Raw genomic sequence first — 22582 nt, 5'->3', positions numbered from 1 at the left:
CATCTCAGGTTAGAGTATTAACAATTTTGTTTTTACTTTTTTACTCATGCAGGGAGAGCAACATTGTTCGGTAGTCGTTTTGATCATATTAATCTGAAAGGGGATATATTTGGAGGCGTTACGACGGCCATAATATCTCTTCCTTTGGCTTTGGCCTTTGGTGTGGCCTCAGGCGCAGGCGCTGAAGCTGGTCTGTGGGGCGCTATCATGGTCGGTTTTTTTGCGTCGTTGTTTGGTGGATCAAATACGCTAATATCTGAACCTACCGGACCAATGACGGTGATCATGACGGCTGTATTGACCAGTATGATGGCTAAGTACCCCGAGAGCGGTATGGCCATGTCATTTACCGTGGTAATGATGGCGGGGGCTTTCCAGATTTTACTCGGTACTTTGAAGCTAGGAAAATACGTCACTTTAATGCCCTATAGCGTTATCTCTGGATTTATGTCCGGAATTGGTGTCATCCTTATTATTCTTCAGCTATCTCCCTTGTTGGGACACGCGGCCCCTTCTGGTGGCGTTCTAGGGACGTTGTCCGCGCTCCCAGAGACCATTTCTAACTTACACTTCAGTGAGTTGTTTTTAGGCTTACTGACGCTAGGGATTCTGTTTTTCTTCCCGAAGCAATATCGTAAATACGTCCCTGCACAATTAGTCGCTCTGGTGGTGGTGACTTTGTTGTCGGTGATGGTTTTTGATGCTGATGACATTCGTCGCATCGGTGAAATTCCGGCTGGATTACCTTCGTTAGTCGCGCCACAGATAAACCCAGAAATATTTGTCGAAATGGTTATTGATGCGCTGGTACTGGGGACTTTAGGTTGTATCGATACATTGCTCACAGCCGTGATTGGGGATTCATTAACGCGGAAAGAACACGATTCTGATAAAGAGCTAAGAGGTCAGGGGTTGGCGAATATGATTTCTGGTTTGTTTGGCGCGTTACCTGGTGCCGGTGCAACTATGGGGACGGTGACTAATATCCAAGTTGGTGCGCGTTCGCCGTTGTCTGGGGTTGTCCGTGCATTGATGCTGGCGTTGGTTGTGCTTGTCGCTGGTGGTTTGACCGAACCTATTCCAATGGCGGTTTTGGCGGGAATTGCCGTCTACGTTGGTTTTAATATCCTTGACTGGAGCTTTATTCAACGTGCCCACAAAGTCAGCTTTTCTGGTATGGCAATCATGTATGGTGTCATGTTGCTCACGGTGTTTGTCGATCTGATTGTCGCCGTCGGGTTAGGGGTCTTCATTTCTAATATTATTATCATTGAACGTTTAAGTCGGGAACAAGCTCGTCAAGTCAAGGCCATCAGTGATGCTGATGAAGATGATGTACCGCTAACCGACAGTGAAAGAGGGTTGTTAGATCAAGCGAATGGCAAGGTACTATTTTTCTACCTTTCTGGTCCCATGATATTCAGTGTGTCCAAAGCGATTTCTCGTCAGCATTCCAGCATTTCTGATTACGAGGTAATGATTCTCGATCTGACCGATGTTCCTATGATCGATGTGACCGTCGGCTTGGCACTAGAAAATGCGATCAAAGATGCGTTGGACGCGAAATGTCAGGTGTATTTGCTGTGCCCAAATCAGCGAACGCGTGAACAGTTGGAAAAGTTTCACGTCATTGATTTGGTACCTGACGCCAACATTTATCAATTCCGTTATGAGGCTCTGAATTCGGCGGTGAAGTATGTTGAATCCAATCAATACCAGCGTATTACCGCCTAAGTGGTAATACCATATATGGTATAAGCAATTATCTCACTACTAGCAGATCAAGCGAATGAAACTCTCCTGGTCGTTGTATTTCTAATATGACGGTCAGGTTTGATTGTAATCATCGTTATTCAACGATAAACTAATGCGACTTCAGTCCAATACTCATGGGGCGTTATAGAACACAGCACTCCCTCATCAGTATTGTTACTCTCCATTCATCAACAGACGGCAACCATTACGCATGTACGCATTAGAAATTGATCAGCTACGCAAGACGTACGCTGGCGGCTTTGAGGCGTTAAAAGGTATCAGCCTGCAAGTTAAAAAAGGCGACTTTTACGCACTTCTTGGTCCAAACGGAGCGGGAAAATCCACCACTATAGGGATTATCGCTTCGCTAGTTAATAAGACTTCCGGAACCGTTAAGGTTTTTGGATACAATATTGATACTGATCTTGAATTAGCGAAACAGCACTTAGGTCTAGTACCACAAGAGTTCAACTTCAATCAGTTTGAAACCGTTGAACAGATTGTGATGCAACAAGCCGGCTATTACGGCGTATCAAAAAGTTTAGCCAAAGAACGAGCAGAAAAGTACCTGAAGAAGCTAGATTTGTGGGAGAAGCGCCAGGAGCGCGCACGTAACTTATCGGGGGGCATGAAGCGTCGCTTGATGATCGCCCGAGCCTTGATGCATGAGCCTAAGTTACTGATCCTCGATGAGCCAACGGCGGGGGTAGATATAGAACTGCGCCGCTCAATGTGGGATTTCCTAAAAGAGATTAATCAGCAACAGGGCATTACCATTATTCTGACCACGCACTACTTGGAAGAAGCTGAAATGCTGTGCCGCAATATCGGTATCATCAATCACGGTGAGCTGATTGAAAATACCACAATGAAAGCGTTACTTGGCAAGTTGAGTGTTGAGACGTTTATTCTTGATGTTGAGTGTGATGGCGAAGTCCCTGAACTGACTGGTGTGAATCGCCAAAGTTGGTTGGAAGGTTCGCTTGAGATTGAGCTGGAGAAGAGCCAAGGGTTGAATTCCGTCTTTACTCAGCTTACTGAGCAGGGGGTTAAAGTGTTGTCGATGCGCAACAAAGCCAACCGTTTGGAAGAGCTGTTTGTCAGTATCGTGAGAGAAGGGAGTAAGTAAATGTACCAATTATATTGGACTGCATTTCGCAGTTTATTGGGTAAAGAAATCAATCGTTTTACTCGAATTTGGGTACAAACCTTAGTGCCACCTGCGATAACGATGACTCTGTATTTCATTATTTTTGGTAACTTGATTGGTTCCCGAATTGGTGAAATGAACGGTTTTAGCTATATGGAATATATTGTACCGGGCTTGATCATGATGTCGGTGATCACCAACTCTTATTCCAATGTCGCGTCTTCCTTTTTTAGTGCCAAGTTGCAAAAAAACATCGAAGAGCTTTTGGTAGCACCTGTTCCGAATTACGTGATTATCGCAGGCTATGTGATGGGCGGTGTGACTCGAGGTTTGCTGGTAGGCGCATTGGTGACTTGTGTCTCTTTGTTGTTTGTCGATCTGCAAGTTGAGCACTGGGGTATCATTGTTGCCACAGTATTCATGACATCGGTGGTGTTTGCTCTGGGGGGACTAATTAATGCCGTATACGCGAAGACGTTTGATGATATCTCGATTATTCCGACGTTTGTGTTAACACCACTGACGTACTTAGGAGGGGTGTTTTACTCCATCAGTTTACTTCCAGAGTTTTGGCAGGGCGTGTCGAAAGTGAATCCGATTGTTTATATGGTCAACGCATTCCGCTACGGATTTCTTGGTGTGTCTGATGTCGGTATTGTGACTTCTTTTAGTGTTCTATTCGTATTTGTTTTGGGACTCTATGCACTGGCACATTATTTGGTGACCAAGGGCATTGGACTGCGTTCGTAACGTATGTTTGTTAAAACGCTTCCTTAAAAAGTAAAAAGGTCGACTTCGTGTCGACCTTTTTAATGCTACCCTAAATTACGCTTCATTGGGCGCGTCTTCTGAATCGCTTGATTCAGTCTCTTCCTTGGCTTCTGCTGCTAAATCAACAGTTTGGTTGTCAATTAAGCGTGCTTTTCCTAGGAATGCAGACATTAAGATCACGACTTGTGTTGTTTCTTCCGTGATGGCTTGTAATGAGTGAGCATCACGGATGAAGATTTCGTCCGGCTGTAAATCTGCCGCACGTAGTTGATCACTCGCATCTTCAATAATCGACGCATAGTCGATACGACCACCGCGAATCGCGCTGCTGATCCAACGCATGGTGCGCGCCAGTACAGGGGCACGTTGACGCTCATCCAACGTCAGCAAGCCGTTACGCGAGCTCATTGCTAGTCCGTCCATTTCACGTACGGTTGGCACCCCAATGATGGCAATATCCATGGCTAAGTCATCGACCATTTTGCGGATGATAGCAAGTTGTTGGAAGTCTTTTTCACCAAAACAAGCGAAGTCTGGTTGAACGATATTGAACAACTTGTTGACGATGGTCGTGACACCTCGGAAGTGACCCGGGCGCGATGCGCCTTCTAATATCGTTGATAAACCTGGTACATCCACGTAGGTTTGTTTGTCTAATCCTTTTGGATACATCATTTCCGGAGTCGGAGTAAATACCCAGTCTACCTCTTCAGCACTCAGTTTACTCAGATCGTCCTCTAGCGTGCGTGGGTAGTTGTCTAAATCGTCCGCACGATCAAACTGCATTGGGTTGACGAAAATACTGACCACAACAATATCTGCGTATTCACGGGCCTTGCGCACAAGCGTTAAGTGGCCTTCATGCAGGTTACCCATAGTTGGAACCAACGCAATGCTGCGACCTTGGCGCTTATTGGTTTTTACGAGATCACGAACCGATGAGATTTCCGCGAGAGTTTGCATGCGTTTATCCTTTTAGGCAATGGTATGTGCGTCGTCTGGGAATACACCGCTAGCGACATCTTCCATGTATTTCGCTACGGCTTTACGCATATCACCTGTTTCAGCAAGAAAGTTTTTAGAAAATTTTGGCATGTAGTTGGCAGAAATGCCGAACATATCATGCATTACAAGGATTTGCCCATCCGTCACGTTACCCGCACCGATACCAATGACTGGCACGTCGAGAACTTGAGTAATGCGTTCTGCAAGTTCTGCCGGGACACATTCTAGCAAGATAATTTGTGCACCCGCTTCTTGTAGAGCAATGGCATCTTTGATCATTCGGTCTGCTTTTTCTTGCTCACGCCCCTGCACTTTATAGCCACCAAAAATGTTGACAGACTGTGGGGTGAGGCCCAGATGGGCACAAACTGGAACCGCACGTTCTGTTAACATTTTAACCGTATCGACTAGCCAGTCACCACCTTCAATTTTGACCATATTCGCACCAGCACGCACGATCTTAGCTGCATTTTCACAAGCTTGCTCTGGGGTGGCATAGCTCATGAAGGGCATATCTGACATCAATAAGCAGTTAGGGCTTCCCGCACGCACACAGCGAGTGTGATACACAATATCTTCAACCGTGACGGGCAGGGTATCGTTTTCCCCTTGTAACACCATACCGAGAGAGTCACCGACAAGAAGAACGGGCATCTCTTGGCTTTCAAAAAGCTGTGCAAAGCTAGCATCGTAAGCGGTTGAAGTGGCAAATTTACGACCTTCTTGCTTCCACTTAATTAGGTCGTTGATGGTTATTTTTTTCATTGTTTTATCCTTACTAGGAGTTGGCTATGACTGCCAAATTCTGAGGCCATTTCTGTCGACTTGTTTCAGTAGCTCAGAGACCTCTGTCCCATCAGGGAGTTGTAAACTTGGTGCAATTTCCGCAAGAGGGTAGAGCACAAACTCGCGCTCTTTCATTCCATAATGAGGAACAATCAGCCTCTCGGAATTGATCACCTCATTGCCATAAAGGATGATGTCGAGATCTAAGGTTCTTGGACCCCAACGCTCATCTTTACGGACACGCCCTTGTTCTTGCTCAATCGCTTGAGTGCAATTAAGCAGCGCAATAGGCGTTAAACGAGTATGAATCGCCACCACCGCATTAATATAATCCGGTTGATTTTGTGGCCCCATTGGTGTGCTGCTGTAGAGCGCAGACGCTTTAATAAACTCTGAGTCAGGCAATGCTTTGAGCGCTTCTATCGCTTGCTGAGCCTGGTTGACAGGATCTGCCAAATTACTGCCTACTGCAATATACGCGGTGATCATGACGCTGGTTTACTCTTCTTTTTACGGAAGGTTTTACGGCGGCGTTGCCCCGATTTAGGTGCTTGGCTATCTAAGTCTGAGGCCATCGCTTGGCGCATTTCTCGACCCGCATTTTGGAACGTCTTCCACCACTTGGCTAACTCTTGAGTCTCTCCACCTTCGATTTCACCACGCATTTCTAAGAAGTCGTAACCGGCACGGAATTTATTAAGCTCCATTAGACGGAATGCGCGTTTGCCATTGCGCTTTGGTAGGCGCAATTGCAGTTGCCAAATCTCACGAATAGTGGCGGTATGACGTCGAGGAATAGCAATGGTACGCACTTGTTCATCAAGAATGATGTTGCTCGCTTCCATAATGGCATCATAGTGACCAAGGTTACGTTCTGACATCAGTGTTTCCGCTTTTGCACACAATGGTACCACAACATTGCTGCAAACATAAACGCAGGGTTAATGCGTTTACCATCTTCAATTCTTAAATCGGTCGAATCGAGAGCGAGATCCAGCATTTGCTCAGTATGCGATGAATAGTCTTCGGTAAAGTGCTCAGCAATGATTGGGAATAGCTGTTGGAATAGATTGTATTCACGCAATAAGTGATAAGTTTCTAAACCGTTACCTGACTGAAGCAGCTTCAGAGACTCTTCGAAAAGGCGTGCAGATGGAATTTCACGCAGCAGCGGTGACATCGGTTCAATCGGTGCAGCGGTGTCTTCTTCAATATCAAAGTCCAGTTTCACTGCAAAACGAATGGCGCGTAGCATTCGTACCGGATCTTCACGGTAACGCGTTTCAGGATCGCCAATCAGGCGAATTAAACGGTCTTCTAAATCTTCAATACCGCGCGCGTAGTCGTGAATAGAGTAATCTGCGATGTTGTAGTACATCGAGTTAATCGTGAAGTCTCGTCGCTCTGCGTCTTCATCAATGGTGCCGTAGACGTTGTCACGCAATAGCATGCCGTCTTTAGACTGCTGAGAAATGCTCTTGTTCTTTTGCTCTTGATGATGACCTCGGAAGGTCGCAACTTCAATGATGTCTCGGCCAAACATAATGTGTGCCAGACGGAAGCGACGGCCGATTAGGCGGCAGTTTCTAAACAGTTGCTTAATCTGCTCCGGCGTTGCATTCGTGGCAATATCAAAGTCTTTTGGTTTCTGCCCTAGTAGTAAGTCTCGAACCCCGCCACCCACAAGAAAAGCATCGAAACCAGCACCATTTAGGCGGTACAGGACTTTCAGCGCATTGTCACTGATCTGTTTACGCGAAATGTTGTGCTCTTCACGAGTTATTACATTGAGAGCGAGCTCTGGGATTGTGGCAGGTTCGCTTGGTGTATAGTCGTTTGTATTCATTTGCATCTGGCAATAACTGGGTTTAATCCAATTTTGCTTTGGTTAGTTTTGGTGCCCTTAGGGCGGATTTTGCGGCTAATGATAGCTTACGTAGTCCCATTTGAGAATCATGCTGTGATCTCGATCGCTGCTGGCAGTTGTTCTAAACGCCAATTTTTACAGCCCCAACGTAGAATTTCTTCAATATCGCCCGCGCTTATTTCTGTAGGTATATCAAAGCCTAAGAAGATCATTGCGTTCAATAGTGTTGGTTTCGGGTTATCGATATCAATAGCCGTCGCGTGATTTTGTTTCGACAATTTATTGCCGTTGTTATCCATCGCCAAGGGTAAATGTAAGTAGCTTACCTCCGGCTGACCAAGGGTTCGGTACAAACTGATTTGACGCCCTGTCGGTTCGATTAAGTCTGCACCTCGAACGACTTCTGTCACACCTTGGTCGATGTCATCCAATACTACCGCAAGATTATAGGCAAATAAGCCATCACGGCGTTTAATAATGAAATCTTCATTTACCAGTTGCTCTGGAATGAGCATCTGTCCATGTTTTTGATCGAAGAAACTGGCGACAGGTTGGGTCATTTTTAGACGAATCGCGCCTTGTTTCAAGTTTTTATCTCGGCAAGTCCCTGGATAAAAGCCGCCATGTTGTTTGATCTGCTTACGTGTGCATTGACAATAGTAGGCGTCCCCATTGGTTAACCAAGTATCAATTTGCGCTTGGTACAAAGGATGGCGTTGGCTCTGATAAACCACTTCGCCATCCCAATGTAAATGGTAGGCTTTCAGCGCGTCAAGGATTGCTCCCACGGCTCCAGGCATTTCTCTTGGTGGATCGAGGTCTTCCATACGGACCAACCAAAGACCGTTGTTTGCTTTTGCCTGAAAGTAACTACCAAGAGCTGCCACAAGGGAGCCAAAATGTAAGGGGCCGGAAGGAGATGGAGCGAATCGGCCAACATAGCGTGTCATGCGTGTATACCCAGATAAGCTAAAACAAAAAGGGAGCATGAGCTCCCTTTTATTGAAATGTTTGCTTGATTAACCTTGCATCTGTCTTTCTTTGATTTCTGCAAGTGTTTTACAGTCAATACAAAGGTCTGCAGTTGGGCGAGCTTCAAGACGACGAACGCCGATCTCTACGCCACAAGATTCACAAAAGCCAAAATCATCTTCTTTAATTTTGTCTAATGTTTTTTCAATCTTCTTGATCAAACGGCGTTCGCGGTCGCGGTTACGCAATTCTAAGCTGAACTCTTCCTCTTGAGAGGCGCGGTCAACAGGATCTGGGAAGTTTGCTGCTTCATCCTGCATGTGGTGAACCGTACGATCTACTTCAGCTCTTAGTTGATCACGCCAAGCTGTTAGAATAGTCGTAAAGTGTTTCACCTGTTCTGGTGACATGTACTCTTCACCAGGTTTTTCCTGATATGGTTCCACGCCTGCAATGGCTAGGATGCCTATCGTTTTTTTCTTTGATTCTGGCATACAGCATCTCCTACTTACACCCAGTCAACTGCTATGCAGTTAATTTAAGGCGGGTATCTATAGCAAAAAGAGGCGGTGCTGGCAAATACTGAATCGCAAAGTTATCGTCATTGTGAACACGACATCATTTTTTCTCTTAACTGATAAAATCAATAGCGGAAAGCAGCTTAATTTCAGTATTGCTTAGTTCGGCTTTGTAACACAGAACTTCCACTCCAGCGTCTTGTGCTTGGTTGAGTAATTGTGAATATTTGGCGTCTATATGGTGTGCCGAGGACACTTTTTCAATACCTGAATGTAAAACAGTGAATAAAAGTATGGCTCTATTCCCGTTTTGTGCCATTTCTGTGAGCTCTCTTAAATGTTTTTGACCTCGGGTCGTGACGGCATCAGGGAAGTATCCTTGTCCTTGCTCGTTTGATTCATCGAGAAGAGTGACGCTTTTTACTTCTATATAGCACCTTGGTTTATTTTTTTCGCTGAGCAAGATATCAATTCGACTATTTTCATTGCCATATTTGACTTCTGTTTGAAGTTCGTCATAGCCACAAAGCTCTGAAATTACGCCATTTTCAATCGCTTCCACGGCAAGTTGGTTCGCGCGGGCGGTATTCACGCAGATACGGTGCCCTTGAGAGGTTTCGGTTAACTCCCAGCTGTTTGGGTATTTTCGCTTAGGATTGTCAGACGTAGAGTACCAGACTCTGTTTCCTGGCGTCGCACACCCGGTCATGGCGCCCGTATTGGCACAATGTATGGTTCTGATCTCACCATTATCGAGTTCGATATCGGCCAAGAATCGTTTGTAACGTTTGAGCAGAGTCGCTGACTCTAAAGACGGTTTAAAATGCATTTTGCTTAATTTAATTTGAGAAGAGTACAATACGGGCAACATTACACCATAAGGTATTTTCTTTGTCACAATTGCCGATCGAAGCCGTGATGCCTGAGTTACTAGCGGCGGTTAAATATCAACAACAAGTGATCTTAAAAGCTGCTCCAGGTGCCGGTAAATCTACCCATTTCCCTTTACAACTTCTCTTGCAGCAAACGGTGCAAGGCAAAATTATCATGTTGGAACCTAGGCGTTTGGCTGCGCGAAATATTGCTCGCTACTTGGCTGAGCGGTTGGGAGAGCGAGTCGGACAACGTGTTGGATACCGTGTTCGCGGGGAAACAAAGGTCAGTAAGGAAACGCAGCTTGAGATTGTGACGGAAGGAATCATGACTCGTATGATTCAAAACGATCCTGAACTGGCTGGTGTCGATTTACTCATCTTTGATGAGTTTCATGAGCGAAGTATTCATGCCGACACCGCACTGGCGTTCAGTTTAGAAGTACAAGAAGCGCTGCGCGATGACCTCAAGCTGGTGGTGATGTCGGCAACACTGGATCATAATGCACTACAGACGTTGCTACCTGATGCGAGTTACATTGAATCCCAAGGGCGCTGCTTTGACGTGGAAACGCGTTACGTGCCTTTATCTGCCAATGATTATTTACCCAATGTTATGGCCAAAAGTATTCAGAATTTGATGAATAAAGAGTCGGGATCATTGTTGGCTTTTCTGCGGGAGTCGCGGCGATTAAGCAAGTGGAAGAACGCTTATCTGAATTGCCAGAGGATATTGAAGTGTGTCCGCTTTATGGTCAGCTTAGCTTCTCTGACCAGCAAAAAGTAATAGCGCCTGCAGTAGCTGGCAAGCGTAAAGTCGTATTGGCCACGAATATTGCAGAAACCTCACTCACAATAGAAGGTATCCGCTTAGTTGTCGATTCTGGCCTAGAGCGAGTGGCTCGGTTTGATTTGAAAAATGGGCTGACGCGATTGGAACAAGTTCGAATTGCTCAGTCTTCTGCGATTCAGCGTATGGGACGAGCGGGACGAATTGAACAAGGCATCTGTGTAAGGTTGTATTCGGAAAGTCAGTTGAAACAGCAGCCATCAGTCTCATCGCCAGAAATTCTTCATTCCGATTTAGCAAGCTTGGTCATGGAGTTAGCGTTTTGGGGAGCGGCGGACATTCAAGATCTCAAGTGGCTGGATATTCCCTCTCCTGCAGCGTTGAATCAAGCCAAGCAATTGTTGATCTCTCTAGGGTTGTTTACCTCGCTAGGTCAGTTAACCTCTAATGGTAAGCAAGCGCATGAACTTGGTGTTGATCCCCGAGCGGCCGCGATGTTAATTAAAGCTCAAGCCCACAGTGAGACGATGCTCTCAACGGCATTGGCTGCTGCGGCTTTGATTGAAGAGCCGGAGCGCAATGTCACTAACATCACACATAGCCTGCATCGTTGGATAGTGGGTACTCACCCAAAACGATCATTGTTGTCAAAGCGTGCACAATCTCTTGCACAAAAGTTAGATACGTCATTCCAGTTAGAGGGTGTCGATGAGAGTGCTTTCCCAATCGTGTTGAGTTTGGCGTTTCCGGATCGCATCGCTCAGCAACGCCATCAGCAATTTGGTCGGTTTACGTTGGCAAACGGGCATGGCGCTGAATGTCACCCTGATGATCCGTTAGGAGGGAGTGAGTACTTAGTGGCTATTGATTTGATGCGTGCGCACTCCAACTCAAGTCAAATTCATTTGGCATGTGAAGTGGACGTCAATATACTGCAAACCACTTTTGGTACGCTATTTTCCACTGAAGAAGTCGTTGACTGGGATGATAAGCGCGGACGCTTAGTCGCTGAACGACAACAAAAGCTCGGGCAATTAATCATTGATCGTGAAACTTTGCCAAGTCCTGGTAAAGAAAAAATGACACAAGCTTTACTCACCTATGTCCGCCGTCAGGGCATAGCGAGTTTAAACTGGACACCAGCAGCAAAAATGCTACTCGAACGTATTCGATGCGCGGCGAACTGGCTAGCAGAACAACCATGGCCAAGTTTTGATGAATCAAGCTTACTTGACTCCTTAGATGAGTGGTTAGCGCCTTATATGGGGTCTGTGTCTTCTGTGAAAGATTTACAAAAAGTCAATCTAGTCGAAGCATTGAATACGCGTTTGGGGTGGCCATTGAATCAGAAAATTGATGAATGGTTACCTGAGTATTATCAAATGCCTACAGGAAGCAAAAAGCGCATTCGATATCAGGCAGGCCACGAGCCCGTGTTATCTATACGTATGCAAGAAATGTTTGGTGAAAGCGGTTCACCAACCATAGCCCAAGGACGCAAACGCTTGGTGCTCGAACTGCTTTCTCCGGCTCAACGTCCTTTACAAGTCACCACAGATTTGGCTGCTTTTTGGCAAGGCAGTTACAAAGAGGTGCAAAAAGAGATGAAAGGGCGCTACCCGAAACATGTTTGGCCAGACGACCCTGCTAATCATGTCGCGACCACGAAAACAAAAAGACAATTAAACAATGACTAACAGTAAAAAGCCCAGTGCAAAGAAAGCACCTGCGAAGAAAAGTGCAGCAAGTAAAGGACCGGCGAAGCGTACTCGACGAACTCCGAGCAAAAAGCCAAGTAATACCAAGCGTTCATGGCTCAAAACGCTTTGGTCGTTTGGATGGAAAGCTGGAATTGCGCTCGCTGCCGTATTGCTGTTTGTCGGTATTTACTTAGACAGTGTGGTCAAAGAGCGTTTTGAAGGTCAATTGTTTGAGTTGCCTACGGTAGTGTATGCCCGTATTTTGAATTTGAGTCCCGGTGAAGATATCAATATCAAAGAGCTGCGCAATGAGTTAGATGTCTTGAATTACCGCAAAGTTAGCCAACCGCGCTACCCTGGTGAGTACTCTTCATCGGCAACACGTATCGAACTGATTCGTCGTCCATTTGAATTTGCAGATGGCCCAGAGCCGGATCGCCACGTGATGCTGCATTTCTCCGGTGACAATCTTAAACGCATCCAATCTCTTGAATCAAAGGGCGATCTGGGATATTTGCGTCTGGAGCCGAAGATGTTGGGGATGTTAGAGAAGGATCAAGATGAGCAACGTTTGTTCCTACGTCGAGATCAATTCCCAGAGATCTTAGTTGATGCGCTGCTGGCCACCGAGGACCGTGACTTTTATCAGCATGATGGTGTGTCTCCACTTGCAATCGCGCGTGCCATGGTCGCGAATATTAAAGCGGGACGGACAGTTCAGGGTGGCAGTACCTTAACTCAGCAGCTGGCGAAAAATATATTCTTAACTCGAGATAAAACGCTGTGGCGTAAGATACGTGAAGCGTACCTTGCACTTATTCTTGATTATCGATACAGCAAAGATCGTATTCTGGAAGCGTATTTAAATGAGGTGTACTTAGGACAAAGTGGTGGTGAAGCGATTCACGGATTTGGCTTGGCGTCACGTTATTACTTTGGTCAGCCCATTCAAGAATTGCGTATTGACCAACTGGCGATGCTAGTTGGGATGGTCAAAGGACCGTCGTACTACAACCCAATTCGTTACCCGGAAAGGACTAAAACGCGCCGTGATCTGGTGCTGCGCTTATTGATGCAACAAGAGATGCTGACCGCTCAACAATACGAGCAGGCGGTAAGTCGTCCACTCGATACGCAAAGTAAGCCACGTATTGCCAGCCGTCAGCCCGCGTATTTCCAGCAACTTAGTATTGAATTAAAAGACAAAGTGGGCGAACGCTTTAAAGCTGAATCAGGTTTGCGAGTCTTCACTTCTTTAGACCCTGTGTCACAAAGTAAAATGGAGCTGGCGATCAGTAAGAAAATACCTGAGCTGGCTAAGCGTGCAGGGAAAGAACTTGAAGCTGCTGCTATAGCGGTCGATCGTCATAGTGGTGAAATTCGCGCGATGGTCGGCGGAAAGCGCGTCGGCTATGAGGCTTTAACCGCGCGCTGAACGCCAGTCGTCAAATTGGCTCTTTGGTGAAACCCGCGATTTATCTCACCGCGCTGGAGCACCCAGAGAAATACAATTTAGGGACAACATTGCATGATACGCCTTTGAGCTTAAAGGGCAGTGAAGGCACAGTTTGGACGCCGCGAAATTACGATAGAAAATACCGAGGTGATGTGCCGCTCTTCCTCGCACTAGCCAAGTCACTGAACGTGCCCACCGTGCGTTTGGGGATGCAGTTAGGCATTCCTCAAGTTTCAGACACGCTGAGCCGTTTGGGGATAAATAAAGACGAAATTCGTCCTGTACCTTCTATGTTCTTAGGCTCGTTCTCGTTAACCCCATTTGAAGTGTCACAGATGTACCAGACACTGACTAACTCAGGTAAGCGAGCGACACTGACGGCATTGCGTTCTGTGATGGATATGCAAGGTAATGTGCTGTATCAGTCACTTCCGCGTTCATCAAGAGCCGTAGATGAGCAAGCTGCATGGCTAACAACCTATGCAATGAAACAGGGTGTCGCTCAGGGGACGGGGCGATTTCTGCAAAGCCAGTTCGCTTGGGCCGCGTTGGCTGGGAAAACGGGCACCAGTAATGATACGCGTGACAGTTGGTTTGTCGGAGTTGATGGTCGTGAAGTTACAACCATCTGGCTGGGTCGTGATGACAATAAACCCACACATTTGACCGGATCGAGCGGTGCTTTGCGAGTGTATGCAGAATACCTCAATCAACGTATTCCAGAACGTTTACAGTTGCCTTGGCCGCGAGAAGTCACCACTTTGGGTTTTCAAAAAACCAATAAAGGTGGTTTAGAGCTGAATTGTCGCAGTGAATACAAATTGCCAGTTTGGGATAAAAATGGACAAATAAAACAGCAATGTGAGAAAAAATCTAATTGGTTGAATAGCTTGTTTGATTGGTAGTGTCGCCAAATCGACAACATTGACTTGTCTCACAGAACAATTCTTAGTACATATTAGGGCGGTTTTAGGGCTAAGTGGTGATGGGCAATGTCTGTCACTACGCCTAAGCGCCCATTTATACCCAAATGACTTGGTCCACAGTCTTTGTTAACGATTTTTGATTGAGAACCACTCGATCCTCAAATGGTTACCTTGTTTGCGAACCAAGTCATTCTCACTGAACCTAGGGTCTGTTGATGTTTGGGTATACCCAGGAATTAATAAAGGAAGTTATGAATGTTCAATCTGCTGTTGTCAGAATCATTTACTCGCTATTTAGTACTCATAGTGAGTGTCTTCTTAATCGTTCCTTCTTCCTTTGCTCAAACTCAAAATAATGAATCTTTATCTCGTCCTAAAATTGCTGTGGTTCTCGCGGGAGGCGGGGCAAAAGGCGCAGCTCATATCGGGGTATTAAAAGCGCTAGAAGAAATGAACGTCCCGGTTGATATTGTGACGGGGACGAGTATGGGCTCGTATGTTGGTGGCTTGTATGCGACGGGCATGAGTGCGGATGAAATCGAGAGCTTTATCTATAGCATCGATTGGAACAGCGGTTATCGTGATCGCGTTGATAGAAGTCAACGTCGAGTCCGTGACAAAGTTTATGAAGACCGATACCAAATCACCACAGATCTCGGGGTTAGGTTTGGTGAAATCCGCGCTCCGACCGGTGTTGTGCAGGGACAGAATATGTTGCGTATCTTGCGAGAAACTACTGGCAATCTAGGACGCTTCGATTCTTTCGACGTACTCGCGATCCCATACCGCTCCGTCGCGACTGACATTCTAGATCTGGAAGAGGTTGTCATTGGTAACGGCTATTTGGTTGATGCGATGATGGCGAGTATGTCGGTACCAGGCGCACTTCCTCCTTACTATTTAAATGGCCATATGTTGGTTGATGGCGGTGTGGTTAACAACATGCCAGTCGATGTCGCGCGAGCCATGGGGGCGGATGTGGTTATTGCTGTCGACATTAGTACTGACTACAAAACGAAAGAAGATTTTACTGGGTTATTTACTGTCGCGGACCAACTTTCTAACTACCTTGTCCGCCGTAGTACCCAACAACAACGGGAAGAGTTGAAAGAGCAAGATATTTATATTCGTCCTAACGTTGGTGCAATGGAAACGGTCGACTTTGATAAAATGCCTTCCGCATTTCAATCCGGTTATGATATTACTAAGACGTTGCAAGACAAGTTTGAATCACTGCGTCTATCTAACGCTGACTACCAGAAATACATCGACCATAAGCAGGCTGTCCGTAAGACATTGGTGTATGGCGATACGCGAGTTATTGACGACGTCGTCATTGTTAATAATACGCACTATAGTGATGTTCTGTTGACTAACCGTCTGCATTTAGAAACGGGGCGGAAAATTCCAACCAAAGAGATAGAAAAAGCGGTTGAAAACCTTTATGCCCTTGACCGGTTTGAGCTGGTTACTTATCACTTTGAGGAGGCTGATGGTTTGACGCATCTGGTCTTCACTGTCAATGAAAAGTCATGGGGTCCTAATTATCTCAATTTTCGTTTTTTCCTTGAAGACGACTTTGATACAGAGAGTCAGTATGGAATCGGCATGTCGACTAATTTTACGAACCTCAATTCTGATGGTGCGGAGTTAGCGCTCAATATTGAAATGGGCACGGATAAACTGATTGAAGCGGAGCTTTACACTCCTGTTATGTCTAGCCAAGAGGTTTTCGTTTCTTCGCGATTGGCTTATCACAGTGAAAACAGAAATTTACCGTTGGACGATTTCCAAAGTGATGGTTTGCATTCGGTGAAAGATTTTTGGCCGGTGTCTTACGGTTACTTCACTTCCGAGGTGGCACTTGGTCTTCAACCGACATTATGGCAAGAACTTCGCTTTGGCGCTCGATATTCAACGGGCAATGTGGAACTCTCAACGGTTGCGTCTGCTGGTAAAATTGATTTCGAAAGGCGAGGGCTATTCGCGGATTATCGCTTAGATACTCTGGATGACTTTGCTTTTCCTACGCGCGGTTATTTGGTCGATTTAGAATACGTCGTCTCGCATGATACAAGCCCATATGGGAGTATTGATAACTATGAAACGGCAGAAGATACTGTGTATGAAATATCAGCTCGCCTTAAAGGCGCGGTTAGCCATCAGCGTCATACTTTAGTCGGACATGCGGACTACAGTTTCGTCGATAGCAAAAACGCTTCTGTTCCGTTAAATCCTCGAGAACTTGGTGGCTTTTTAAATCTTTCTGGTATTCCGAGAAACAGCCTAATTGGTAATAACTTGTTTTATACCAGCCTAGTATATCGATACAAATGGTTCGATAACGACTTTGGTCTGTTTGAGGCTCCCGTTTATCTGGGAGCATCGGTAGAACATGGTGGTGTGTGGTCGGACAATGATATGAAGTTAAATGATGCGCCACTGTATAATGCCGGCTCGCTGTTTTTTGGCGTTGACTCTCCAATTGGACCGATTATGTTGGCTTATGGTCTTACGGAACAGAATATGAGTGCGGTGTATTTGATCGTAGGGACATCGTTTAATTAATTAGCAAAAGAAAGCAAATGTTAAGCATATTTGAGCAAAATTAGCCGGACTTTAGTCGTAAGTTGCTATGTTGGTCAAAATGATTAGATTTTAATTGAAGGTTAAATTTGCTATTCTCTTGCCCACAGTTTGGCCTCTACGGCGCTGTTTCTCAATCATTATTGAATGAAAACAAGGGCAATGGAGAGCCAAGTTTCCAAGGATGTTTACTCCTTTACTTTAACAATAGTAATAATAAAGGAGGAACCGCAATGAGAGGAAAAAGTCGTGCTTGAAGCCTACCGTAAACACGTCGAAGAGCGTGCTGCCGAAGGAGTTGTTCCTAAACCCCTAGACGCTGAGCAAGTCGCTGGACTTGTTGAATTGCTTAAAACTCCCCCACAAGGTGAAGAAGAGTTTCTTCTTGATCTTCTTGAAAACCGTATTCCACCAGGTGTTGATGAAGCGGCTTACGTTAAAGCTGGTTTTTTAACTGCTGTAGCGAAAGGTGAAGTGAAGTCGCCACTCGTTGATCGTGAAAAAGCAGCTAAATTGCTTGGCACGATGCAAGGTGGTTACAACATCGCCCCACTCGTTGAGTTGTTGGATGATGAGGTGCTCGCGCCAATCTCTGCAAAAGCTTTGTCTCATACCTTGCTGATGTTTGATGCTTTCTACGACGTAGAAGAGAAAGCCAAAGCTGGTAATGCATTCGCCCAGCAAGTTCTACAATCTTGGGCTGATGCGGAGTGGTTCCTATCTAAGCCTCAACTGCAAGAAAAAATCACTCTGACCGTATTCAAGGTGACGGGCGAAACAAATACCGACGACCTGTCGCCTGCACCAGATGCATGGTCTCGTCCAGATATTCCAGTGCACGCACTTGCGATGCTAAAAAATGAGCGTGAGGGTATCAATCCGGATCAACCAGGTAATGTTGGTCCGATAAAACAACTTGAAGAACTAAAAAACAAAGGCCATCAACTGGTATACGTTGGTGATGTTGTTGGTACAGGTTCTTCACGTAAATCAGCAACGAACTCTGTGCTTTGGTTTATGGGAGACGATATCCCTTACGTACCAAACAAACGTGCTGGCGGTTACGTACTTGGCGGTAAGATTGCGCCTATCTTCTTTAACACGATGGAAGATGCAGGGGCTCTGCCGATTGAGGTTGACGTGTCTAAGCTCAATATGGGCGATGTGATCGACGTGTACCCGTTTGAAGGTAAAGTATGCAACCACGAAACAGGCGAAACACTGGCTGAATTTAAGCTAAAAACCAGCGTACTTATTGACGAGGTACGTGCTGGTGGTCGTATCCCACTGATCATTGGTCGTGGTCTGACTGACAAAGCTCGCCAATCACTAGGGCTTGAACCTAGCGATATTTTCCGCAAGCCAGGTGACATTGCTGATTCTGGCAAAGGTTACTCACTTGCACAGAAAATGGTAGGTAAAGCGTGTGGCGTAGAAGGTATTCGTCCAGGCACATACTGTGAGCCTAAAATGACGACGGTTGGCTCTCAGGACACGACAGGTCCAATGACGCGTGACGAGCTTAAAGATCTTGCTTGTCTTGGCTTCTCTGCCGACTTAGTCATGCAGTCTTTCTGTCATACGTCTGCATATCCAAAACCAGTCGATGTGAATACACACCATACATTACCTGATTTCATCATGAACCGTGGTGGTGTTTCCCTACGTCCGGGTGACGGTATTATCCACTCGTGGCTAAACCGTATGCTACTACCTGATACGGTTGGTACTGGTGGTGACTCGCATACTCGATTCCCACTTGGTATCTCGTTCCCAGCTGGCTCTGGTTTGGTTGCTTTTGCAGCAGCGACAGGCGTAATGCCTCTCGATATGCCAGAATCTATCTTGGTGCGTTTTAAAGGCAAGATGCAACCAGGAATCACACTACGTGACCTTGTTCATGCCATTCCTTACTACGGTATTAAGCAAGGCCTATTGACAGTAGAGAAAGCTGGCAAGATCAACGAATTCTCTGGTCGTATCCTTGAGATTGAAGGTCTAGAGCACTTAACCGTAGAGCAAGCGTTTGAGTTGTCTGATGCATCTGCAGAGCGTTCTGCGGCAGGTTGTACCGTTAACCTATCTCAAGAGTCGATCGAAGAGTACCTAAATTCTAACATCGTGATGCTGAAGTGGATGATCTCGGAAGGTTACGGTAACCGCCGTACGATCGAGCGTCGTATTACTGCAATGCAAGAGTGGTTAGCAAATCCAGAGCTGATGCGAGCGGATAAAGATGCAGACTACGCACACGTCATTGAAATTGATATGGATGAGATCGGTGAGCCTGTATTATGTGCACCGAATGATCCAGATGATGCTCGCTTGTTGTCTGAAGTTCAAGGTACTGAGATCGATGAAGTTTTCATCGGGTCTTGTATGACTAACATCGGCCACTTCCGTGCGGCAGGTAAACTGCTTGAGCAATGGGGTGGTACGTTAGATACCCGTCTTTGGGTTGCACCACCAACGAAAATGGACCGTGACCAGCTAACTGAAGAGGGTTACTACGGTATTTATGGTCGTGCTGGTGTTCGCATTGAAACTCCAGGGTGTTCACTGTGTATGGGTAACCAAGCCCGCGTCGCAGATAAGGCAACGGTGATTTCGACTTCAACGCGTAACTTCCCGAACCGTCTTGGTACAGGTGCAAATGTCTACCTATCTTCAGCGGAGCTCGCAGCGGTTGGGGCAATCCTAGGTCGCATTCCGACCAAGGAAGAATACTTAGAGTATGCAGCGAAAATTAATGCGACGGCATCGGATACTTACCGTTACTTGAACTTCCACAAGATGGAACAGTACACTGAGAAAGCGGATACGGTTATTTTCCAAGAGCCAGCATAAGTAATCGCACCAAAAAGTGAATCATAGATTGCACTAATAGAGAGCACCTCAATTGAGGTGCTTTTTTTATGGTATTTGGGTATCTATAATACCAATCGTAGTAAATAAATGGTCATTCTAGCTTGTTAAAATACTCGATAACTTCGTTACAATTTTTGATTGTAGAATAACTACTTATCGAAAAATTGCGCCTTGTTCTCAAGCATTTTTCCTGCGCTATTTCTGATCACTTATTTACTGTGATTGGTATAATCAATTGGTTATACTCCGCACCAAATTGATAACCGATATGAAAGGCGATCTCGATGGAGTTTGAATTCATCCGTAATACCTTAATGGGAGAATATTACGTTAAGTGCAGTATGGGACATGAGATTGTAGGGCGATGGTTACAAGAAGAAATTGGCAAAGACCAGATGAAAATCGCCCAAGTAGAAGCATTGATTGAGCAGTCATTTTGTTCGCCTTCTCAAGAGCATAGTTTGTTGGGTACAGAGATCAGCTTGATGATTCATGGAGACGAGGTGCTGGTGGAAGAGAACACTATGTCACACGATCACGATATTGAATTGGAAAGCGAGTTTGACTTTTACAACGCGGAAAGCACAGCCAGTTGCGGTCGAGAAGATTTTGTCACCCTTATCGAACAATGGAAATCGTTTCTGAATATTTGATGCACAGTTTTGGGTAACAGATATTGGCTTGCTTTATAATTGTGAAAAGAGTGCACTGTAATGGTGCGCTCTTTTTTTTTATGTTGGTCTCCAATATGGTTAGTTGTTTAAAATCATAAGCTTAAAAACTTGGCACGTTGTTTGGATTAATAAGATCGTTTCAGGATGAAAGCTTCGGAGAAAATTTAATGAAAATAATTAATGCCATTATTAAGCCGTTCAAGTTAGACGATGTTCGTGAAGCATTGGCTGACGTTGGTATCGAAGGGATGACAGTATCAGAGGTCAAAGGTTTTGGTCGTCAAAAAGGTCACACAGAGTTGTACCGTGGGGCTGAGTATCAAGTCGATTTTTTACCAAAAGTAAAAATAGAAATCGCCACTCATGCTGATAACGTGGATCGCGTGGTAGAAGCGATCACAAAAGCAGCACAAACAGGAAAGATTGGTGATGGTAAGATTTTTGTCTACGACCTGAATCAAGCTGTGCGTATCCGTACGGGTGAAATGGACGCTGAAGCACTTTAAGAATTCAAGGGATTGGAGTAATTATTATGGAATTAGCAACAACGGTAACGGAGCTACGTTACGCACTCGACACTTTTTTCTTCCTCATTTCCGGTGCGTTGGTTATGTGGATGGCAGCAGGCTTCGCCATGCTTGAAGCGGGCCTAGTTCGCTCTAAAAATACAACAGAAATTTTAACTAAGAACTTTTGTTTGTACGCCATTGCTTGTACGACGTATCTAGTCGTCGGTTACAACATTATGTACGTCGGCAACGGTGAAGGCGGTTGGTTGCCTTCATTTGGTGGTTTGATTGGTACGCAAGGTGAAGGTGCAGATCATTCACTAGAGTCTGACTTCTTCTTCCAAGTGGTATTCGTAGCAACTGCAATGTCTGTGGTATCTGGTGCGGTCGCTGAGCGTATGAAACTATGGTCTTTCTTAGTATTCTCAGCAATTTTGACCGCATTCATCTACCCAATGGAAGGTTACTGGACGTGGGGTGGCGGTTTCCTAGCTGAGGCTGGCTTTAGTGATTTCGCTGGCTCAGGTATTGTGCATATGGCAGGCGCGTCTGCGGCTCTAGCTGGTGTACTACTGCTTGGTGCTCGTAAAGGCAAATATGGTAAAAACGGTGAAATCCACCCAATTCCAGGTTCAAACATGCCATTGGCAACGCTAGGTACATTCATCCTGTGGTTTGGTTGGTTCGGCTTTAACGGCGGTTCTCAGTTGATGCTTTCTGACTTTGAGAATGCGACAGCAGTTGGTCAAATCTTCCTCAACACCAATGCGGCAGCAGCTGCGGGTGCAATCGCGGCACTGTTTGTCTGTAAGACACATGGGGTAAGGCGGATTTAACAATGATTCTAAACGGTGCATTGGCTGGACTGGTTGCTATCACTGCTGACCCTCTATCACCATCACCACTTTACGCAGTGGCAATTGGTGCGGTCGCGGGCGTTGTCGTGGTATTCAGCATCATTGGCCTAGATAAACTTAAGATCGATGATCCAGTGGGTGCTATTTCAGTGCACGGTGTGTGTGGATTCTTCGGTCTGATGGTTGTTCCACTAAGCAATGGTGATGCAACATTTGGTGCTCAGCTCCTTGGTGCTGCCGTTATCTTTGCTTGGGTATTTGGTGCGAGCTTAGTTGTGTGGGCAATCTTGAAAGCAACGGTGGGTATCCGTGTTAGTGAAGAAGAAGAGATGGAAGGCATGGACATGCACGATTGTGGTGTAGGTGCGTATCCTGAGTTCGTCACTGCGAAATAATCTCTAAGTAGTATTTCGTTACATTCTTAATCACAAAACCTGCTCTGATGAGCAGGTTTTTTTATTTGTGTCGTTGTTTTACTATTGGACATGATTATAATAACGCAACTGATAAACGTTATCAT

The 22582-nt window shown here is 45.6% G+C and carries 13 protein-coding genes and 4 pseudogenes; 10 read left to right on the top strand and 7 right to left on the bottom strand.

What is annotated here, in order from left to right; genetic code table 11:
• Positions 1-63 precede the first annotated feature (63 nt).
• From SU60_RS11430 to SU60_RS11420, 3 genes are all read left to right on the top strand, one after another.
• Positions 64-1734, top strand: coding sequence for a SulP family inorganic anion transporter (locus SU60_RS11430; RefSeq protein ID WP_041155614.1), 1671 nt, complete (start codon positions 64-66; stop codon positions 1732-1734).
• A 232-nt stretch (positions 1735-1966) separates the two neighbouring features.
• Positions 1967-2884: an ABC transporter ATP-binding protein gene (locus SU60_RS11425; RefSeq protein ID WP_041155613.1), complete on the top strand. Its 918-nt coding sequence runs from the start codon at positions 1967-1969 to the stop codon at positions 2882-2884.
• Positions 2885-3655, top strand: coding sequence for an ABC transporter permease (locus tag SU60_RS11420; RefSeq protein ID WP_041155612.1), 771 nt, complete (start codon positions 2885-2887; stop codon positions 3653-3655).
• A 75-nt stretch (positions 3656-3730) separates the two neighbouring features.
• On the opposite strand, the gene panC is transcribed toward SU60_RS11420, so the two are convergent.
• From panC to sfsA, 7 genes and pseudogenes are all read right to left on the bottom strand, one after another.
• Positions 3731-4639, bottom strand: coding sequence for a pantoate--beta-alanine ligase (gene panC / locus SU60_RS11415; protein ID WP_041155611.1), 909 nt, complete (start codon positions 4637-4639; stop codon positions 3731-3733).
• A 12-nt stretch (positions 4640-4651) separates the two neighbouring features.
• On the bottom strand, positions 4652-5446 hold the full coding sequence (gene panB, locus SU60_RS11410) for a 3-methyl-2-oxobutanoate hydroxymethyltransferase (protein WP_041155610.1): 795 nt from the start codon (positions 5444-5446) through the stop codon (positions 4652-4654).
• Between the two features lie 24 nt (positions 5447-5470).
• A complete protein-coding gene (gene folK / locus SU60_RS11405) occupies positions 5471-5956 on the bottom strand; it encodes a 2-amino-4-hydroxy-6-hydroxymethyldihydropteridine diphosphokinase (RefSeq protein WP_041155609.1) in 486 nt (161 codons plus the stop codon).
• Positions 5953-7313, bottom strand: a pseudogene (gene pcnB / locus SU60_RS11400) (polynucleotide adenylyltransferase PcnB). Before pcnB ends, folK begins: the two are co-directional and overlap by 4 nt.
• A 107-nt stretch (positions 7314-7420) precedes the next feature.
• Positions 7421-8284 carry a tRNA glutamyl-Q(34) synthetase GluQRS gene (gene gluQRS, locus SU60_RS11395; protein ID WP_041155608.1) on the bottom strand — a complete coding sequence of 288 codons (864 nt, stop codon included), beginning with the start codon at positions 8282-8284 and terminating at the stop codon, positions 7421-7423.
• A 69-nt stretch (positions 8285-8353) separates the two neighbouring features.
• Positions 8354-8800: an RNA polymerase-binding protein DksA gene (gene dksA / locus SU60_RS11390; RefSeq protein WP_041155607.1), complete on the bottom strand. Its 447-nt coding sequence runs from the start codon at positions 8798-8800 to the stop codon at positions 8354-8356.
• Between the two features lie 136 nt (positions 8801-8936).
• Entirely contained in the window at positions 8937-9653 is a 717-nt protein-coding gene (sfsA, locus tag SU60_RS11385; RefSeq protein ID WP_041155641.1) for a DNA/RNA nuclease SfsA, read from the bottom strand.
• A gap of 62 nt (positions 9654-9715) precedes the next feature.
• On the opposite strand from sfsA, the pseudogene hrpB reads away from it, so the two are divergent.
• The 7 genes and pseudogenes from hrpB (at position 9716) to SU60_RS11350 (ending at position 22457) form a co-directional block, all read left to right on the top strand.
• Positions 9716-12183, top strand: a pseudogene (hrpB, locus tag SU60_RS11380) (ATP-dependent helicase HrpB).
• A pseudogene (gene mrcB / locus SU60_RS11375) lies at positions 12176-14547 on the top strand (penicillin-binding protein 1B). The pseudogenes hrpB and mrcB overlap by 8 nt, the downstream one beginning before the upstream one ends.
• A gap of 276 nt (positions 14548-14823) precedes the next feature.
• Complete coding sequence (locus SU60_RS11370) at positions 14824-17136, top strand: patatin-like phospholipase family protein (protein ID WP_041155606.1); 2313 nt, start codon at positions 14824-14826, stop codon at positions 17134-17136.
• Positions 17137-17403: 267 nt separating this feature from the next.
• Positions 17404-20001 (top strand): bifunctional aconitate hydratase 2/2-methylisocitrate dehydratase, encoded by a 2598-nt coding sequence (acnB, locus tag SU60_RS11365; protein WP_041155605.1) that lies wholly within the window; start codon positions 17404-17406, stop codon positions 19999-20001.
• 305 nt (positions 20002-20306) lie between these two features.
• Positions 20307-20675 carry a YacL family protein gene (locus tag SU60_RS11360; RefSeq protein ID WP_041155604.1) on the top strand — a complete coding sequence of 123 codons (369 nt, stop codon included), beginning with the start codon at positions 20307-20309 and terminating at the stop codon, positions 20673-20675.
• A 188-nt stretch (positions 20676-20863) separates the two neighbouring features.
• Positions 20864-21202, top strand: coding sequence for a P-II family nitrogen regulator (locus tag SU60_RS11355; protein ID WP_005386570.1), 339 nt, complete (start codon positions 20864-20866; stop codon positions 21200-21202).
• Between the two features lie 26 nt (positions 21203-21228).
• A pseudogene (locus SU60_RS11350) lies at positions 21229-22457 on the top strand (ammonium transporter).
• Positions 22458-22582: the final 125 nt, after the last annotated feature.

The sequence above is a fragment of the Vibrio mytili genome, from assembly GCF_000830505.1.
In the GTDB taxonomy this organism is placed as follows: domain Bacteria; phylum Pseudomonadota; class Gammaproteobacteria; order Enterobacterales; family Vibrionaceae; genus Vibrio; species Vibrio mytili.
The sequence above is the reverse complement of the archived record's forward strand: the minus strand, read 5'-3'. Positions and strand labels throughout refer to the sequence as shown.

Excerpts from the sequence above, each read along its gene's own strand:
- SU60_RS11420 (WP_041155612.1), top strand. The coding sequence starts at position 2,885 with ATGTACCAATTATATTGGACTGCATTTCGCAGTTTATTGGGTAAAGAA.
- gluQRS (WP_041155608.1), bottom strand. The coding sequence starts at position 8,284 with ATGACACGCTATGTTGGCCGATTCGCTCCATCTCCTTCCGGCCCCTTA.
- panC (WP_041155611.1), bottom strand. The coding sequence starts at position 4,639 with ATGCAAACTCTCGCGGAAATCTCATCGGTTCGTGATCTCGTAAAAACC.
- folK (WP_041155609.1), bottom strand. The coding sequence starts at position 5,956 with ATGATCACCGCGTATATTGCAGTAGGCAGTAATTTGGCAGATCCTGTC.
- sfsA (WP_041155641.1), bottom strand. The coding sequence starts at position 9,653 with ATGCATTTTAAACCGTCTTTAGAGTCAGCGACTCTGCTCAAACGTTAC.
- panB (WP_041155610.1), bottom strand. The coding sequence starts at position 5,446 with ATGAAAAAAATAACCATCAACGACCTAATTAAGTGGAAGCAAGAAGGT.
- SU60_RS11360 (WP_041155604.1), top strand. The coding sequence starts at position 20,307 with ATGGAGTTTGAATTCATCCGTAATACCTTAATGGGAGAATATTACGTT.
- dksA (WP_041155607.1), bottom strand. The coding sequence starts at position 8,800 with ATGCCAGAATCAAAGAAAAAAACGATAGGCATCCTAGCCATTGCAGGC.
- SU60_RS11370 (WP_041155606.1), top strand. The coding sequence starts at position 14,824 with ATGTTCAATCTGCTGTTGTCAGAATCATTTACTCGCTATTTAGTACTC.
- SU60_RS11355 (WP_005386570.1), top strand. The coding sequence starts at position 20,864 with ATGAAAATAATTAATGCCATTATTAAGCCGTTCAAGTTAGACGATGTT.
- SU60_RS11425 (WP_041155613.1), top strand. The coding sequence starts at position 1,967 with ATGTACGCATTAGAAATTGATCAGCTACGCAAGACGTACGCTGGCGGC.